The sequence below is a fragment of the Streptomyces novaecaesareae genome, from assembly GCF_000716875.1.
Taxonomy (GTDB): domain Bacteria; phylum Actinomycetota; class Actinomycetes; order Streptomycetales; family Streptomycetaceae; genus Kitasatospora; species Kitasatospora novaecaesareae.
This window is the reverse complement of the sequence record NZ_JNWQ01000021.1, coordinates 1-16,586: the sequence shown is the minus strand read 5'-3', so window position 1 is coordinate 16,586 and position 16,586 is coordinate 1. Positions and strand designations below refer to the sequence as shown.

The 16,586-nt window shown below is 73.3% G+C and carries 13 protein-coding genes and 1 tRNA gene; 5 read left to right on the top strand and 9 right to left on the bottom strand.

Annotation, left to right across the window (positions count from 1 at the left end):
• Positions 1–125 precede the first annotated feature (125 nt).
• Complete coding sequence (locus tag OP86_RS10545) at positions 126–1,601, bottom strand: catalase (protein WP_030254793.1); 1,476 nt, start codon at positions 1,599–1,601, stop codon at positions 126–128.
• 105 nt (positions 1,602–1,706) lie between these two features.
• Between OP86_RS10545 and OP86_RS10540 the strand changes: the two genes are divergently transcribed.
• A complete protein-coding gene (locus OP86_RS10540) occupies positions 1,707–2,120 on the top strand; it encodes a Fur family transcriptional regulator (RefSeq protein WP_030057924.1) in 414 nt (137 codons plus the stop codon).
• Between the two features lie 49 nt (positions 2,121–2,169).
• Here OP86_RS10540 and OP86_RS10535 read toward each other — a convergent pair whose 3' ends face one another.
• From OP86_RS10535 to OP86_RS10525, 3 genes are all read right to left on the bottom strand, one after another.
• Positions 2,170–4,143: a tetratricopeptide repeat protein gene (locus OP86_RS10535; protein ID WP_234434745.1), complete on the bottom strand. Its 1,974-nt coding sequence runs from the start codon at positions 4,141–4,143 to the stop codon at positions 2,170–2,172.
• A 367-nt stretch (positions 4,144–4,510) separates the two neighbouring features.
• Positions 4,511–4,584, bottom strand: a tRNA-Met gene (locus OP86_RS10530).
• Positions 4,585–4,699: 115 nt separating this feature from the next.
• Entirely contained in the window at positions 4,700–7,705 is a 3,006-nt protein-coding gene (locus tag OP86_RS10525; RefSeq protein ID WP_030254786.1) for a UPF0182 family membrane protein, read from the bottom strand.
• A 236-nt stretch (positions 7,706–7,941) separates the two neighbouring features.
• Here OP86_RS10525 and OP86_RS10520 point away from each other — a divergent pair, with 236 nt between their 5' ends.
• Positions 7,942–8,514, top strand: a complete 573-nt coding sequence (locus tag OP86_RS10520; protein WP_030057923.1) for a PPA1309 family protein — start codon at positions 7,942–7,944, stop codon at positions 8,512–8,514.
• Between the two features lie 39 nt (positions 8,515–8,553).
• Here the strand turns inward: OP86_RS10520 and OP86_RS10515 are convergent, their stop codons facing one another.
• The 4 genes from OP86_RS10515 to OP86_RS10500 form a co-directional block, all read right to left on the bottom strand.
• Positions 8,554–9,666, bottom strand: a complete 1,113-nt coding sequence (locus OP86_RS10515; RefSeq protein ID WP_030057922.1) for a YlbL family protein — start codon at positions 9,664–9,666, stop codon at positions 8,554–8,556.
• Between the two features lie 42 nt (positions 9,667–9,708).
• On the bottom strand, positions 9,709–9,882 hold the full coding sequence (locus tag OP86_RS10510) for a hypothetical protein (protein ID WP_342447780.1): 174 nt from the start codon (positions 9,880–9,882) through the stop codon (positions 9,709–9,711).
• Positions 9,883–10,147: 265 nt separating this feature from the next.
• Positions 10,148–10,588, bottom strand: coding sequence for a molybdenum cofactor biosynthesis protein MoaE (locus OP86_RS10505; protein ID WP_234434744.1), 441 nt, complete (start codon positions 10,586–10,588; stop codon positions 10,148–10,150).
• Positions 10,589–10,726: 138 nt separating this feature from the next.
• Positions 10,727–11,875, bottom strand: coding sequence for an NAD-dependent epimerase/dehydratase family protein (locus tag OP86_RS10500; RefSeq protein WP_030254783.1), 1,149 nt, complete (start codon positions 11,873–11,875; stop codon positions 10,727–10,729).
• Positions 11,876–12,073: 198 nt separating this feature from the next.
• On the opposite strand from OP86_RS10500, the gene OP86_RS10495 reads away from it, so the two are divergent.
• Positions 12,074–13,594 (top strand): zinc-dependent metalloprotease, encoded by a 1,521-nt coding sequence (locus tag OP86_RS10495; protein WP_030254781.1) that lies wholly within the window; start codon positions 12,074–12,076, stop codon positions 13,592–13,594.
• A complete protein-coding gene (locus OP86_RS10490) occupies positions 13,591–14,178 on the top strand; it encodes an NUDIX hydrolase (RefSeq protein WP_030057916.1) in 588 nt (195 codons plus the stop codon). The genes OP86_RS10495 and OP86_RS10490 overlap by 4 nt, the downstream gene beginning before the upstream one ends.
• A gap of 105 nt (positions 14,179–14,283) precedes the next feature.
• On the opposite strand, the gene OP86_RS10485 is transcribed toward OP86_RS10490, so the two are convergent.
• A complete protein-coding gene (locus tag OP86_RS10485; protein WP_078588377.1) occupies positions 14,284–14,943 on the bottom strand; it encodes a M48 metallopeptidase family protein in 660 nt (219 codons plus the stop codon).
• A gap of 324 nt (positions 14,944–15,267) precedes the next feature.
• Here OP86_RS10485 and OP86_RS10480 point away from each other — a divergent pair, with 324 nt between their 5' ends.
• Complete coding sequence (locus tag OP86_RS10480; protein WP_051829923.1) at positions 15,268–16,356, top strand: ThiF family adenylyltransferase; 1,089 nt, start codon at positions 15,268–15,270, stop codon at positions 16,354–16,356.
• Positions 16,357–16,586: the final 230 nt, after the last annotated feature.

Sequence of the window (16,586 nt, the reverse complement as noted above, 5' to 3'; positions counted from 1 at the left end):
AGCGCCGGAGCGCCGACCGTCGGCACCGGGCCCGAGCGCCCCGGAGGCGAGCGGGCGAGTAACAGTGCGGGCCCTGTGACCAGTGGGAGCTGGTCACAGGGCCCGCCGCTTCGTCGGGTCCGGTGCTACTGCTTGCGCAGCTCCCGGACCGCCTCCTCCAGCCGCTGCCCGTAGTCGGCGTCGGCCTTGCGGAAGTTGTCGATCGCCCGCTCGACGATGTCCTCGCGGTCGGCCGAGACCTTGGCGATGAAGCCGGCCAGGTTGGCGATCAGCCGCTGCTTCTCGTCCTCCGCGTACAGCCGGTAGAGGTTGCCCGCCTGCACGAAGTCGTCGTCCTCGGCATGCGAGGGCGCGACGTGGTTGCCGGTGCTGCCGTCGACGGCGGTGGCGGCCCACAGCGGGCGGCCGGTCTGCACCGGGCCGCCGAAGCTGTTCGGCTCGTAGTTCTTCTGCCGCCCGTGCCGCCCGTCGTACAGGTGGCCGTCGCGGCCGTTGGTGCGGGCCTCGGTGGCGTGCGGGCGGTTCACCGGCAGGTGGTCGGCGTTGATGCCGACCCGGTAGCGGTGGGCGTCGGCGTACGCGAACAGCCGGCCCTGGAGCATCTTGTCCGGGGACGGGCCGATGCCGGGCACGAAGTGGGCGGGGGAGAAGACCGACTGCTCGACCTCGGCGAAGACGTTGTCGGGGTTGCGGTTGAGCTCCAGCCGGCCGATCTCGATCGGCGGGTAGTCGGCGTGCGGCCAGACCTTGGTCAGGTCGAAGGGGTTGAAGCGGTAGGTCGCCGCGTCGGCGGCCGGCATGACCTGGACCTGCACGGTCCAGCTGGGGAACTCGCCGCGCTCGATCGACTCGCGCAGGTCGCGCTGGTGGCTGTCCGGGTCCTCGCCGGCGAGGGTGTTGGCCTCGGCCTGGGTGAGGTTGCGGATGCCCTGGTCGGTCTTGAAGTGGTACTTGACCCAGAAGTGCTCGCCGGCCTCGTTCTGCCACTGGAAGGTGTGCGAGCCGTAGCCGTTCAGGTGCCGGTACGAGGCGGGGATGCCGCGGTCGCCGAACAGCCAGGTGACCTGGTGGGTGGCTTCGGGCGACAGGCCCCAGAAGTCCCAGACGTTGTCGGCCTCCTGCGAGCCGGTGTACGGGTCGCGCTTCTGGGTGTGGATGAAGTCCGGGAACTTGACGGCGTCCTTGATGAAGAACACCGGGGTGTTGTTGCCGACGAGGTCGTAGTTGCCCTCCTCGGTGTAGAACTTCAGCGCGAAGCCGCGCGGGTCGCGCACCGCGTCGGCCGCGCCGAGGTTGCCCGCGACGGTGGAGAAGCGCAGGAAGACCTCGGTCTGCTTGCCGATCTCGGACAGGAAGGCCGCCCGGGTCCAGGGCGTCACGTCGGCGGTCACCGTGAAGGTGCCGTACGCCCCGGCGCCGCGGGCGTGCACCACGCGCTCCGGGATCCGCTCGCGGTTGAAGCGTGCGAGCTTCTCGAACAGCAGCTGGTCCTGGATCAGGGCCGGGCCGCCGATGCCCGCGGTCTCGGTGTTCTGGTTGTCGGCGACGGGGGCACCCGCCTCCGTGGTCAGGGTCGGGCGCAGCTCGTCCTGCGTGGTCATTACGGGTGCCTCCACGGGTATCCGGTCGTGATGACACGATCCTAACTTGGACTTTGTCCAAGTCAACACTGGAACCAATCCGAGACCTGACTTACCCTGAATCCCATGAGCGACCTGCTGGAGAGACTGCGCGGACGCGGCTGGCGGCTGACCTCGCAGCGCCGGGTCGTGGCCGAGGTCCTGGACGGCGACCACGTGCACCTCACCGCCGACGAGGTGCACGCCCGTGCGGCGGCCCGGCTGCCCGAGATCAGCCGCGCCACCGTCTACAACACGCTCGGCGAACTGGTCGCCCTCGGCGAGGTCCTGGAGGTCGCCACCGACGGCCGCGCCCGGCGCTACGACCCCAACGCGCACCGCGCCCACCAGCACCTGGTCTGCTCGGGCTGCGGCGCGATCCGCGACGTCCACCCGCACGGCGACCCGCTCGCCGCGCTGCCCGCCGCCGAGCGCCTGGGCTTCACCGTCACCGCCGCCGAGGTCACCTACCGCGGCCTGTGCCCCGACTGCCGCCCGTAGCAGGGCGGTCGGGCGCAACCACCGTCGAGCCCCGCCGCCACCCGCCCGGCTACGCGCTCAGCTCCGCGTGCAGCGCACCCAGCAGCCGCCCGGCCCGCTCCGCGACCTCGGCCGGCCCGTAGTCGATCGCCCGCCGGCACCAGTTCTCCGCCTGCACCGGCTCGCCCCGGCGCAGCGCCAGCAGCGCGAGCCGCAGCGCGGCCCGCCCGTGCCCGGCGTCGGCGGCCCGGGTGTACCAGAGCATCGCCTCGGCCTCACTGTCCTGGCGGGCCAGCAGCAGCCCCAGGTTGAACGCGGCGCTGCGGCTGCCCGCCTCGGCGGCCCGCCGGTACCAGCTCTCGGCGATCTCCAGCGCCCCGCGCTCGGCCGCCCGTACGCCCATCCGCACCTGGGCCCGCCGGTGCCCGGCGTCGGCGGCCAGGGCGTACCAGTGCTCGGCCTCGGCGTCCGCGTCCCCGCGCCGGTCCAGCAGCGAGGCCAGCCGGAACGCCCCCTCCGCCGAGCCGCCGGCCGCCGCCTGCCGGTAGCGGTCCAGCGCCCCGGCCAGGTTGCCGCGCTGCTCCTGGGCGACGGCCAGCTGCAGCGCCGCCTCGCCGTGCCCCTCGGCGGCGGCCCGCGCGTACCACTCCTGGGCCTGCCGCTGCTCGCCGCGCCCGGCGTGCAGCACGCCGAGGTTGAAGGCGCCGTCCACGCTGCCGGCCTCGGCCGCCTTGGAGAACCACGGCTCCGCGCCGGACTCGTCGCCGCGCTGCAGCAGCACCACGGCCAGCGCGTTGCAGGCCTCCCGGTGCCCGGCGTACGCGGCCCGGCGGTACCACTGCTCGGCCTGCTGCTCGCGGCCGGCGCCGGCGCAGAGCAGGCCGAGGTTGAAGGCGCCGTTCTGGTCGCCCGCGTCCAGCGCCGCGCGGTACCAGTGCTCGGCCTCCTTGGCCTCGCCGCGGCTCGCGTGCAGGGCGCCGAGCGCGTTGGCGGCGTTGCCGTCCCCGGCCTCGGCGGCCTCCTGCCACCACTCGGCGGCGGCCGCCACGTCCCCGGAGTCGCGCAGCAGGAAGCCCAGCGCGCAGGCCGCGCGCGGCTCCCCGTTCTGCGCGGCCTGCCGGTACCAGCGGGCCGCCTCCTCCAGCAGCGGCTGGTCGGTGCGGGCGCGCTCCTCCAGCAGCACGCCCAGGCGCAGTGCGGCGCGGGCGTGGCTGCGGGCGGCGGCGGTGCGGTACCAGGCCTCGGCGGTCTCCTTGTCCCCGGCGGCCTCGCGCATCCGGGCCAGCCGGTAGGCGGCCTCGCGGTGCCCGGCGTCCGCGGAGACCTTGAACCAGCGCTCGGCCCGCACGTCCCGGCGGTGCTCCATCAGGTCGCCCAGCGCGTAGGCGCCCAGCGGGTGCCCGTGGTCGGCGGCGAAGTGCAGCCAGTACTCGGCGGCCTCCTCCTCGCCCTGGTCGCGCAGTTGCAGCCCGAGCGCGTGCGCGGCCGGTGCGCTGCCCGCGACGGCGGCCTGGCGCCACCACTGGGCGGCCTCGCCCCGGTGGCCCTGCTGGTGCAGCAGCACGCCGAGGTTGTTGGCGGCGGCGCGCACCCCGGCGGCCGCGGCGGCGCGCAGGTACGGCTCGGCGTCCTCCAGGTCGCCGCGGCGCAGCAGCAGAGTGCCCAGCCGGCCGGCGGCGTCCGGGTCCCCGGCGTCGGCGGCCTGCCGGTGCCGGGCCTCCAGCGCGGCGGACTCCCGGGCGGCGAGCGCGGTCTCGAAGCTGGTCGGGTCCAGGCCGGCCGGGTCGAGCGCGGCGCCGGGGGCCGGCTCCCCGTCGGGCTGCTCCCCGTAGGCGCCGACGGCGGCGGCGAACTGACGGGTGGACACGTGGACCAGGCTGTCCGGGCCGCAGCCCGGGGCGGGCCGCTCGGACAGGCCGCTGGTGCGCTGGGCGGGCAGGGTTCCGGGACGGTTCTCGGGGCTCTCGGCGCTCTCCGCCCAGGCGTCGGTGTCCGCCTCGACGGCCGCCGAGGGCTTTGCGCCTGACTTGCCGATCAGCCTCATGCCGACTCCCGCTCCCCCAGAGTGTCGCGGCATCGTGCCCCGGCGTGCGGCCGGGGGGACTCCCAGGAGAGGCGCCGGACCCGACGGCCGGTCAGCAGCCGTGCACCGTCCCCCATGTGTCCCATCGTCGCATCACCCGCTACCCGCGTACACCTGCCCCGGCCGAATTCGGGCGGGGCTGACCCGAAGCCGACGAAATTGCTTCGGCGCTTTGTCGATTTCCCGACACTTCAACCTCACAAACCCCGCTGCCGTCCTCCTTGGCGACGGTCGATAGTACCGGAGCGGTTCCCACCGCTTCCGAGCGAAAACACCCCGGGAAACACCAGAGGCCCGGAGGAAGGATCCTCCGGGCCTCTGGCCTTTGTAGCGGGGACAGGATTTGAACCTGCGACCTCTGGGTTATGAGCCCAGCGAGCTACCGAGCTGCTCCACCCCGCGTCGGTGGTTGAACCATAGCACGGACGCGGGGTGGAACGGAAAACGGTTACCGCAGCTCAGCGGGCCCCGGCTGTGGGCCCCGGCTGCGGGCTGCAGCCGGGGCCCACGGCCTGGGCTACGGCTGGGGGCTCGGCGATCCGGTGCCCGCGGCCCCCGGGGCGGGGGTGCCGCCCGAGGTCGGAGCCGGGGCCGGGCTGCCGCCGCGGGCCGCCTCGGCCGCCTTCAGCGCGTCGCCGAGCGCCTTCTGGGCGTTGCCGTAGGCCACCCAGTCGCCGTTCTTGAACGCGGTCTGGCTGTCGCCGTACGCCTTCGCCGCGTCCGACAGCGCCTTCTGCAGCTCGGGCGAGATCGTCCCGCCCGGTGCCGGCGTGGCCGGTGCGGTGGGCGCGGGCGTCGCCGGGGCCGTCGGGGAGGTCGGCGTCGCCGGGGAGGTCGGGGCCGTCCCGCTGCCCGGGTTGGACGGTGCGACCGGCGTGGCCGGCGGGGCCTGCCCGGCGAACAGCTTCTTCAGCGCGTCCTCCAGGGTGTTCTCGAACGCCACGTTGTCGTCCCCGTACACCGCCAGGACCTTCTGCAGCGTCGGGTACTTGGCGCCGCGTCCGCGCACGTACACCGGCTCGACGTTGAGCAGCCCGCCGCCGACCGGCAGGGTCAGCAGGTTGCCGTACTCCAGCTCGGTGTCGCCGCCGCTCTTCAGCGCGAAGATCTGGTTGGCCACCTCCTGGCGGGAGTTGAACTTCGACTGCACCAGGCCCGGGCCGGGCGCTCCGGTCTCGCCCGTCATCTTCAGGATGCGGATCTTCCCGTAGTCGTCGCCCGGGTCCGCGTTGACCGCCATGAAGGCCGCCAGGTTGGGCCGCTGGTTGGGCACGAAGGTGCTGGTCAGCGAGAAGCTCGCGGCGGCGGCGTCCGGCATGCGCAGCGTCACGTAGTACGGCGGCTGGACCTGCTTGGTGTCACTGGTCGGGTCCACCGGGACCTGCCAGATGTCGCTGCCGTTGAAGAAGGAGTTGGAGTCCGTCACGTGGTACTGCCCGAGCAGGTCGCGCTGCACCTTGAACATGTCCTGCGGGTAGCGCAGGTGCGGCAGCAGCGACTGCGGGATGTCCGCCTTCGGCTCGACGGTGCCGGGGAAGGCCTTCATCCAGGTCTTCAGGACCGGGTCCTTCTCGTCCCACTGGTAGAGCTTCACCTCGCCGGTGTAGGCGTCCACCGTGGCCTTGACCGAGTTGCGGATGTAGTTGACCTGGTTGGCGACGGTCAGCAGCTCACCGCGCTGGTTGGTCAGCGAGTCCTTGGTCGCGGCGCCCAGCGTCGTCTTCGACGAGAACGGGAAGCCGTCCGAGGTGGTGTAGCCGTCCACGACCCACACGACGTGGCCGCTCTGCACCACCGGGTACGGGTCGGCGTCGATCGACAGCCACGGCGCGACCTTCTCCACCCGCTCCTTCGGCGTCCGGTTGTAGATCACCTTGGCGCCGTCGGTGATCGCCCCCGCGTAGAGGATCTGCGGCTCGGCGAAGCGCACCGCGTACGCGGCCCGGGTGAGCGGGTTGTCCAGCGACACACCGCTCGCGCCGCCGTACGTGTACTCCACGTTCTGGCCGGTCTTGGTGTCGGTGTAGTCGATCTCCTTGTTCGAGCCGCCGACGATCGAGTACGTCGTCGTCTTCTCGCCGTAGTAGATCCGCTGCTCGTAGTCGCCCAGCGCGCCGGTGGCCGGCAGACCGGACTCGGTGAACACCGGCCCGCCCTTGTCGTCGACCTGGTTGCCCTTGGCGACGGCCGCGCCGTAGCCGTGGGTGTACTTGAAGTGGTCGTTGATCCAGTTGCGCTGCACGCCGTTGAGGTCGAGCTCGCGCAGGCCGATCACGGTGTCCTGCTTGTCCGCGCCCTTGCCGTAGCGGTCCACGTCCAGCGTGCTCGGGAAGGCGTAGTAGTTGCGCTGCTGCTCCAGCGACTGGAACGTCTGCGAGACGATGTTCGGGTCCAGCAGCCGGACGTCCGCGATGGTCTGCGCGTCCGGCTTGAGCGCGTCACCGGTGGTCGAGCCCTGCGGGGTGTACGGCGTGGTCTGGGAGTCGGCGATGCCGTACGCCTGCCGCGTCGCGTCGATGTTCTTCTGGATGTACGGCGTCTCCTTGGCCTGCTCGTTCGGCTTGACCTGGAACTGCTGCACGATCGCCGGGTACAGGCCGCCGATCAGCACCGCCGACAGCACCATCAGCCCCAGCCCGATCAGGGCCGGCGCCCAGGTGCGGCGGACCGGGGTCAGGAAGAACAGCACCGCGCAGATGATCGCGACGAAGAACAGGATGGTCTTGGCCGGCAGGAACGCGTTGGCGTCCACGTAGCGCAGGCCCGTCCAGCCCGAGACACCCTTGTACGAGCCGGTCTTGACCGCCAGCGCGTACCGGTCCAGCCAGTACGCGACGGCCTTCAGCAGCACGAACACGCCCAGCAGCACCGCCAGGTGCCCCTGCGCGCCCGCACTCGCCCGCCGGCCCGGGCCCTGCAGCCGCAGCCCGCCGTACAGGTAGTGCACCAGCGCCGAGGTCAGCAGGGAGACGATCACCGCGCTGAACGCGAAGCCCAGCACGAACTCGTAGAACGGCAGGTCGAAGGCGTAGAAGGAGACGTCCATGCCGAACTGGGCGTCCTTCTCGCCGAAGGACGTGGAGTTCGTCCACATCAGCCAGGTCCGCCACTGGCCGGACGCCGCGGCGCCCGCCACCAGGCCGATCACCAGCGAGACGCCGATCAGCGCCCAGCGCTTGAACGGCGCCAGGCCGGCCCGGTAGCGGTCCAGGCTCTGCTGCTCCACCGACATCGCCGACAGCGGCGGCCGCAGCCGGTGCGCCAGCCAGATGTTGAAGCCGACGATCACCGCCATCAGCAGGCCGAACACCGCGAACAGCCCGATCTTGGTCCACAGCTGGGTGGTGAACACCGAGGAGTAGTGGACGGACCTGAACCACAGCCAGTCCGTCCAGAAGCCCGCGAACATGACGAACAGCAGGAACAGCACCGCGAGCACGCCCAGGGTCAGCAGGGCCACCCGCGCCCGCCGCGAGGGCGGGCCCACCCTTCGCCGGAAACCCGGCCCTGAGCGTTCCGGCATCTGGAATACCACGGTGGCACCTCAGCTGTGTCGTCTGGGATCGATCGGTCGTCAGAGCAACTTAACCAGGCTTTGGCCGAGTTCCCGCCGTTAGCAGACGGTTACTGTGACTCGCCCGCTCGCTGTGATTCGCCCGCTCGCCTCCGGGCGCTCCGACCCGGTGCCGGGGCCCGGGCGACCCGTCCCCGGCCGTCGCCCCGGCGGGCGCGCCCCGCCCGGCGTGTGAGGATTGAGGCATGTCCGACGCGTCTGCATTCACCAACTCCCCCGACGACGTCTCCAAGCTCCCGGCCGCGTCCCCGCTCACCCGGGCCGCGCTGGAGATCGACGAGTACGCCGCCACCCTCGGCTGGGACCTCCCGGCCCGACTGTTCGCCCTGGTGGACAGCGCCGCCCTGCGCAAGGCCGACCCCCGGATCGCCAAGCAGCTCGGCCTCGCCGACGGCGACGAGCCCGGCCTCACCCCGGTCGAGCAGGACGAGCTGCCGGCCGGGATGGAGCTCGACAAGTTCCTCGGCACCATCGCCTGGCCCGACGCGGTGGCCGGCTGCGCCCTGGTCGTCGAGCGCCTGATGCTGCCCCCGGGCGCCGAGCAGTCCCGCCCGCGCGGCGCCTCCGACGCCCAGCTCGCCGAGTGGGTGGCCAACCACCCCAAGCGCGAGGAGGTGCGGATCACCGCCGCGGTGCTGCGCGACGGCCGCAAGGAGATCGCCCTGCGGCTGCGCTCCAAGGACGTCGCCCGCGAGGTGCTGACCGGCCCGGACCTGGTGCCCGGCCTGACCGAGGCCCTGCTGGCGACCTTCTCCTAGGACGCCGCGCAGAACGCCGCCCGGTACGCCCCCCGAGGACTACTTGGCGCAGGACGGCAGCGCGGAGGTCTGCCCGGAGCGGACCTGCTCCAGCGACTTCAGCGCGCCGTCCAGGGTGTCCGTCTTGATCAGGGTCAGCCCGGACGGGATGCTCTTGGTGGCCTCGGCGCAGTTCGAGGACGGGGTGAAGAAGTACTCGGCCCCGGCGTCCCGGGCGGCGATCAGCTTCATCGATATCCCGCCGATCGGGCCGACCTTGCCGTCGTCGTCGATGGTGCCGGTGCCCGCGACGAACTTCCCGCCGGTGAGGTCTCCGCCCGGGGTCAGCTTGTCGATGATGCCGAGCGAGAACATCAGGCCGGCGCTCGGGCCGCCGACGTCCTGCAGGCCGATGTCGATCTGGAACGGGTAGGTGTGCCGGATCCCGGTGCCGATGCCGATCACCGCGAGCTCGGCCCGCTCGGCCGGGGCCTTCGGGTCGAGGTCCTTGGCCCGTACGGTCGGGACGGTGACGTCCGTCCTCGCCCCCGGCGCCGCGGCGGCGTTGCCGGCCGCGTCCTTGACCCGCGGCACGACGGTGAAGACCACCGACTCGCCCGGCTTGTGCTTGGTGACGGCGGCGACGACCTGCTCGACCGAGCCGACCGGCGCGCCGTCGACGGCGACGATCTGGTCGCCCGCGTGCAGCCGGCCCTCGGCCGGGGCGCCCGCGGTGACCGACTTGACGATCAGCTCGCTGCCGACCGGGATGCCCAGCTGCTTGAGCGCCGCGGTGCGGGCGCTGTCCTCGGAGGAGGCGAACTCCTCCGCGTTCTGCTTCTTGGCGTCGGCGTCCGACTGCCCCTTCGGGTACACGTTGTCGTGCGGCACCACCAGCACGTCGTCGCGCAGCCAGCCGACCACCGCGTTGACCAGGCTGGGCTCGTACTTGGCCCCGGTGACCTGCACGGTCGTCATGTTGAGGTGCCCGCTGGTCGGGTACGAGTCATGCCCCGCGATGCTGATCACCGACTTGCCGCCCTGGTTGCCGAGCGTGTTGTACGTCGGCCCCGGGCTCATCTCCGTGTACGGCACCTTCATCAGCACCGAGACGCAGAGCAGCGCTATGAGCAGCAGGGTGGCAGCGAGCATCGTCGCGGAGCGGCGTGGCATGCCTCGACAGTACGGGACGCGGGTGACGCGACGCCCGCCGGGCTACCGGCCGACGCCCTCGCCGGGGGCCGTGCTCCCTGCCGTGGTGCGTTCCATGGCGGCCATGAAGCGCCGGTGCTCGGCGAGCGAGGCCGGATCCCCCGTGGCCCGCGGGGCCCGTTGGGCCCAGACCGCCCAGAGCGCGGCGAGTAGGACGGCGACAACCGGAATGATCAACCAGGCGAGCGCACCCATATCAGTACTCCCAGCTCGTCGTGTCTATGAGCAGACTAACCACTCCGGCGGACAACGCAGCCGGCGCCATCCGGGTTACGGGACGGCCGATCGGCTCACTTCCAGGGAGTATTCGGGGCGCTGTTCCGGACCCGTTCGAGTGAGGCCCCGGCGCGCCTGATCCGACAGACGCGCGGGACGTGCCCGCGGTTCCGGCGTTCCCGCTGGTCCCGCCGTCCCACCGGTCCCGCCGGTCCCGGGGAGCGTCTCAGCAGCCGCCGGCACCGACCCACTCCTCCTCGCCGTCGGCGAAGACCTGGTGCTTCCAGATCGGCACCTCGTGCTTGAGGTCGTCGATCAGCCGGCGGGCGGCCGCGAAGGCCTCACCGCGGTGGGCGCAGGAGACGGCGACGATCACGGCCTTGTCGGTGATCTCCAGCCGGCCGATCCGGTGGACCGCCGCGAGCGCCCGGACCGGGAAGTCCGCGACGACCTTCTCGGCGATCCGGCGCATCTCCTGCTCGGCGCTCGGGTGGCAGCTGTACTCCAGTGCGGCGACCGACTTGCCGCCGTCGTGGTCACGGACCGTCCCGACGAAGACGGTGGTGCCGCCGGCCGCGTCGTCACCGACCGCCTCGTACACCTCGTCCAGCGAGAGCGGGGTGTCGCGGACGGCGAGCAGCCGGATGGGGTCGTGGTTCTCGGACATGACCCCATGATTCCTCATCCGGGCCGGGACGGGGCAAGGGTCTTCCGCATCACGATCTCGAAATTTCGCATCGTGAGAATCGCGAGACACGCGAGACACGCAAGGACCGGCGGCCCCGATCGGGCGACCGGCGCCCGCTCAGAACCGGCGCCGCTTGCGGGCCCGGCGCACCAGCGCCGCCGTACCGACCAGCGCCACCGTCGCCCCGGCCGCCCCCAGGCTGGTCGCGGCCTCCTTGCCGCCCAGCCGGCGCCCCGCCACCGCGTGCTTGCCCGACACCTGCGCCAGCAGCTCGGCCAGCACCTGCTCGTTGGTGTGCGCCGGCCGCCAGCCCGCCTCGTGCAGCCGGCTGCCGGACACCACCCACGGGTACATCGTGTACGCCAGGTCCCCCGCCGGGGCCGGGGTCAGCCCCAGCCGGTGCAGCCGGGCCGCCGTCCCGAGCGCCAGCGCGGCCGGCAGCTCCATCCGCCGGATCCCCGACAGCCGCTCCACGTCCTCCTGCTCCAGCCAGCCGTCGCAGCCGACCGTCACCTCGCCCTCGACCAGGCCCAACGCCGCGTACTCCAGCGCCGCCGCCAGGTCGTCCACGTGGCAGAACTGCCAGCACGGGCGCGAGCCGGCCACCACCAGCAGTCGGGGCGCCTCGAAGTGCCGGGTCAGCACGGTGTCCACGCCCGGGCCCACCACGACCGCCGGGCGCAGCACCGTCACCTGCAGCCCGGGGTGGGCGCGCGGCGCCCGGCGGGCCAGCCGCTCGATCTCCAGCAGGTCCCCGACCAGCGAGGCCTCCTCGGTCGCCCGCAGCTCGGAGTCCTCCGCCAGCGGCACCTCGTTGTCGGCCAGCGCGCCGTAGACCATCGCCGAGGTGCACAGCACCACCCGGTGCACCCCGGCGGCCGCGGCCGCGGTCAGCACCGTCTGCGCACCGCGCACGTTGTAGGCGCTGCGGGCCCGCGGGTCGGACTCCATGCCGAAGTCCATCGCCAGGTGCACCACCACGTCGACCCCGGCCAGCCGCTCGGCCACCGCCGGATCCCGTACGTCCAGCACCCGCCACTGCACGCCCGGCACGTCGCCGCGCCGGTCGTCCACCGCCAGGACCTTGCGCACGTGCGGGGAGGCCACCAGCCGCGCCGCGACCCGCTCCCCCAGCACGCCTGCGGCACCCGTCACCGCCACGGTCAGCGGCCGTCCGCCGTAGGCTGGAGGCGGCGACGCCGTGGTGTCCGACGCGTCCTCTCCTCCGGTCAGCCCAGAGCGAACGTCCGAAGGCGGGGAACTCACCGGCCATCCTCCACGGTTAGCTTATGTGCGTACGGACGTGTGTCACGTACGTCCATCCTGCCCGAGGCGAAGGCCCGGCGGTGCACCCGGCGCGGGCCAGCCGCGCGGGAGCCGCCCCCGAGTCCCCCACTCCGCCGCCGCCCCGGGCGCAGACTTTTCCGCCACACCCGTATGACGGCCGACCGGATCGAGGACCCCGTGAGCGACCTTCCCTTCGGATTCGGCGTTCCGCCCGAGGAGCCCGAGGACGGCAAGGCCAAGCCCGACGACGCGCAGCAGAAGAAGGACCAGGACCAGTCCGGCGCCGGCAACGGCCCGCAGCCGTTCGGCTTCGGGGCCGGCAACCCCTTCGGCGCGATCTTCGGCATGCCGGGCGCCCCCGGCGGCGCCGGGGCCGACAACCCCTTCGCCGCGATGTTCGGCGGCATGAACCCCGGCGACCTCGGCGCCGCGTTCCAGCAGCTCGGGCAGATGCTCTCGTTCGAGGGCGGCCCGGTGAACTGGGACCTCGCCACCAACATCGCCCGCCAGAGCGTGGTCGCCGAGCCCGCCGAGGGCAAGAGCAAGGACCGCTCGGTCAGCGCCGCGGAGCGCTCCGCCGTCGCCGAGGCCGTCCGCCTGGCCGACCTCTGGCTCGACGGCGCCACCGAGTTCCCCTCCGGCGCCGGCACCGCCGTCGCCTGGAGCCGCGCCGAGTGGATCGAGGCCACCCTCCCGGTCTGGAAGGACCTGGTCGACCCGGTCGCCGAGCGGGTCGGCAACGCCATGGGCGGCGTCCTGCCCGAGGAGATGCAGGCCATGGCCGGCCCGCTGATGGGCATGATGCGCTCCATGGGCGGCGCCATGTTCGGCACCCAGATCGGCCAGGCGCTCGGCGCACTCGCCGGCGAGGTGGTCGGCTCCGCCGACATCGGCCTGCCGCTCGCCCCGGCCGGCAAGGCCGCGCTGCTGCCGCAGAACGTCGCCGAGTTCGGCGAGGGCCTGAGCGTGCCCGCCGACGAGGTCCGCCTCTACCTCGCCCTGCGCGAGGCCGCCCACCAGCGCCTCTTCGCCCACGTGCCGTGGCTGCGCGCCCACCTGCTGGGCGCCGTCGAGGCCTACGCGCGCGGCATCAAGGTCGACACCTCCCGCATGGAGGAGCTCGTCGGCCAGCTCGACCCGACCAACCCCGAGGCCCTCCAGGACGCCCTGGCCGGCGGCCTGCTGCAGCCCGAGGACACCCCGGAGCAGAAGGCCGCGCTCGCCCGCCTGGAGACCGCGCTCGCGCTGGTCGAGGGCTGGGTCGACGCCGTCGTGCACGCCGCCGCCGAACCGCACCTGCCGCAGGCCGGCGCGCTGCGCGAGACCGTCCGCCGCCGCCGCGCGGCCGGCGGGCCCGCCGAGCAGACCTTTGCGACCCTGGTCGGCCTGGAACTGCGCCCGCGCCGCCTGCGCGACGCCTCCCGGCTGTGGGCGCTGCTCGCCGACGCCCGCGGCGTCGAGGGCCGCGACGCGCTCTGGGAGCACCCGGACATGCTGCCCACCGCCGCCGACCTGGACGACCCGGACGCCTTCGTGCACCGCGGCTCCGGGGACGAGCTGGAGGGCGGCATCGACTTCGACGCCATCGACAAGCTGCTCGGCGAGGCCGCGGCCGGCAAGCCCGACCTCACCAAGGGCGACGAGAAGCCGAAGACCGACGACACCGACACCGACGGGAAGAGCGAGCCCACCGCATGACGGACACCGGGACGTCCGCGTCCACCCTGCACGCGGACGCCGTCCGCACCCTGTCCGCCTGGCGGCCCGCCGACGAGGACCAGGAGCAGCTGCGGCTCGACTACCTGGAGCACCTGGCCGCGCAGCCGGAGGGCCTGTACCGGTCCTGCCTGCCCGCGCACATCACCGCGAGCGCGGCGGTCGTCGACCCGGCGGCCGGGCGGGTGCTGCTCACCCTGCACCCCAAGGTCGGCATGTGGCTGCAGATGGGCGGGCACTGCGAGCCCGACGACCGCGACCTCGCCTCGGCCGCGCTGCGCGAGGCCGTCGAGGAGTCCGGCATCCCCGACCTGGTCCTGCTGGAGTCGGACGGCGCCCCCGTACCGGTCAAGCTGGACCGCCACCAGGTCCGCTGCACCGGCAAGGACCGGCCGGAGAACACCCACCTGGACGTCCAGTACATCGCGCTGGCCCCGGCCGGCGCGCAGGCGCTGATCAGCGAGGAGTCGCTGGACCTGCGCTGGTTCGACTACGACCGGCTGCCGGAGCTCACCGACCACTCGGTGCGCGACCTGGTGGCCCGGGCACGGCAGCTGACCGGCTGAGGTGCGGCACGAGAAGGGGGCGCGGGCCGATACGGCCCGCGCCCCCTTCTGTCGTGTGGTTCCACCGCCGGTTCCGCCGCCGCCCTCCGGCGTTCCCGGCAGACCTCAGCCGCAGGAGGCCGCCGGATCCGGCCCGGAGTCCGCGTGCCGGGCGCCGGGGATGTGCGGCAGCCGGGCGGCGGAGACCACGCCCTCCAGGTAGCCGCGGGCCCGCTCGGTACGGGGGTAGGCCTCCAGCAGGGCCCAGAACGCCGGGCCGTGGTCCGGCACCAGCAGGTGCGCCAGCTCGTGCAGCAGCACGTAGTCCAGCACGTACTCCGGCATGCCCTGGAGCCGGTGGGAGAGGCGGATCGTGCCCTCGCTCGGCGTGCAGGAGCCCCAGCGCGAGTTCTGGTTGGTGACCCAGCGGACCTGGCTGGGGTGGGCGCGGTCGTCCAGGTACGCGGCCGACAGCTCGCGGGCCCGCGCCATCAGGGCCTCGTCCCCGGGGATCCGCCGGGACTCCTGGGCGGCGAGCTTCTCCAGCATCTGCGCGACCCAGCGCTGCTCCTCGGCGTGCGACATCCGGGCCGGGATCAGCACGACGGTGCGGTCACCCTCGCGGTAGGCGGAGACGGTGCGACTGCGGCGGGCGCTGCGCCGCACCTCGACCCGGCTGCGGTCGTGCGGCTCCGGGGGGACGACCCCCGCGGGCGGGTGCTGCGGCGACGCCGGCCTCGACTGCTGGTTCTGGTCCCGGCGCCCGCGCGTGCTCGGCGCCGCCATCTGTGACCCGGATGCTGCACGGGCACGCCGACGCGACGCCGGTGGATGGGAGTCCCGCTCGGCTGCCATGGCACACGACGTTACCCGGTACCACGGACAGAAGTCCGCTGCCGTGGCCGGAATCTTTCATGGAGTGATCGGGAACGAAAAGTCGACGAAGGGTGTCCGGAAATCGACGACGGGGAGGATGGCCAGTTATCCACAGGAGACTCGAACCGATCATGTGATCATGCGCATGGGCCTGTGGATAACTTTGCGCACGCCGTCGGCCCGATGGGGCATGCTGCGGTCAGCCGTCCGGAAACGATCGGAAGGGAGATCGCCGTGCGCCTCGCGTTGAAGCCCGCCCTGTCCCGCAGCTGGCGGGACAAAGAGACCCTGCAGTTCGGCACCGTCACCCGCTTCGCGGGGGTGCTCGGCAACGCCGACAAGACCCTGTGCGACTTCCTGGGGCTCGTCGACGGAACACGTGACAGGCCCGCGCTCCTGGAGGCCGGCGAGCGCGTCGGGCTCGGCCGCGAACCGGCCGACACCCTGCTGACCGAACTGGAGGAGATCGGGCTGCTGGACGACGCGGAAGCGGCCGACAGGGCGCTGGCCCGCTTCCCCCAACCACACCGGGAACTGCTCGGGCCCGACCTCGCCTCGCTCTCGCTGGTCCACTCCGGCCCGGGCGCCGGCCCGGCGGTCCTGGCCCGCCGGGCCGGCGCCCGGATCGAGGTCCGCGGCGCGGGCCGGGTCGGCGTCGCCGTGGCCGCGGTGCTCGCCGCGGGCGGAACGGGCACCGTCACGGTCGCCGACGCAGGCCGGGTGAAGCCCGGCGACTGCTCCCCCGCCGGGCTGCCACCCGGTGACGTCGGACGGCTGCGCTCGACGGCCGCACGGGAGGCGGTGCAGCGCGCCACGGGCCGCCCGGCGGTGCCGGCGCAGCGCCGGAAGCCCGGTGATCCCCCGCCGGACTTCGTGGTCCTCGCACCCCGGGACGGCAGCGCGGCGTTCGCCGGCGGGACGTACGAGGCACGGCTACTGCTCCGGGCCGGGGTACCGCACCTGTACGTGGGCGTGGTCGAGGAGTTCGGCGTCGTCGGGCCGCTGGTGATCCCCGGGATGTCGGCGTGCGGGCACTGCCTGGTGCTGCGGCGGGAGGACGAGGACGCGGCCTGGCCGCGCGTCCTGGCCCAACTGGCGCACGGAGGCACCGGGCAAGCGCGCACACCGGCCTGCGACACGGCCCTGGCGACGGCGGTCGCCGGGCTGGCCGCGCTGCAGGCGCAGGTGTACCTGGACGGCGGTCGGCCGCCGAGCGTGGACGGATGGTGCGAGGTGTCGGCGAGCGACGGGATGCCCCGGCGGCTGCGGCTGCGCGGGCACCCGGACTGCGGGTGCCTGTGGCAGCCGCTGCCGCCGGGGTGAGGAGGAGCATGACGGGACCGAAGACCACGGCGTGACGGGAGCGGGCCCGGCGGCTGCAAGGCTCAACAGCCGCCCTGCCCGGCACCGAAGCAACACGGGAGGCCTCCTGGCCAGGAGAGCCCATGGCCAGGAGAGCCCATGGCCAGGAGAGCCCATGGCCAGGAGAGCCCATGGCCAGGAGAGCCCATGGCCAGGAGGGCCCATGGCCCGCGCCCTGCCTGGGGCAGGGC

Coding starts and splice junctions, on each gene's coding strand:
- OP86_RS10545 (WP_030254793.1), bottom strand. CDS start 1,601: ATGACCACGCAGGACGAGCTGCGCCCGACCCTGACCACGGAGGCGGGT.
- OP86_RS10540 (WP_030057924.1), top strand. CDS start 1,707: ATGAGCGACCTGCTGGAGAGACTGCGCGGACGCGGCTGGCGGCTGACC.
- OP86_RS10535 (WP_234434745.1), bottom strand. CDS start 4,143: ATGAGGCTGATCGGCAAGTCAGGCGCAAAGCCCTCGGCGGCCGTCGAG.
- OP86_RS10525 (WP_030254786.1), bottom strand. CDS start 7,705: ATGCCGGAACGCTCAGGGCCGGGTTTCCGGCGAAGGGTGGGCCCGCCC.
- OP86_RS10520 (WP_030057923.1), top strand. CDS start 7,942: ATGTCCGACGCGTCTGCATTCACCAACTCCCCCGACGACGTCTCCAAG.
- OP86_RS10515 (WP_030057922.1), bottom strand. CDS start 9,666: ATGCCACGCCGCTCCGCGACGATGCTCGCTGCCACCCTGCTGCTCATA.
- OP86_RS10505 (WP_234434744.1), bottom strand. CDS start 10,588: ATGTCCGAGAACCACGACCCCATCCGGCTGCTCGCCGTCCGCGACACC.
- OP86_RS10490 (WP_030057916.1), top strand. CDS start 13,591: ATGACGGACACCGGGACGTCCGCGTCCACCCTGCACGCGGACGCCGTC.
- OP86_RS10485 (WP_078588377.1), bottom strand. CDS start 14,943: ATGGCGGCGCCGAGCACGCGCGGGCGCCGGGACCAGAACCAGCAGTCG.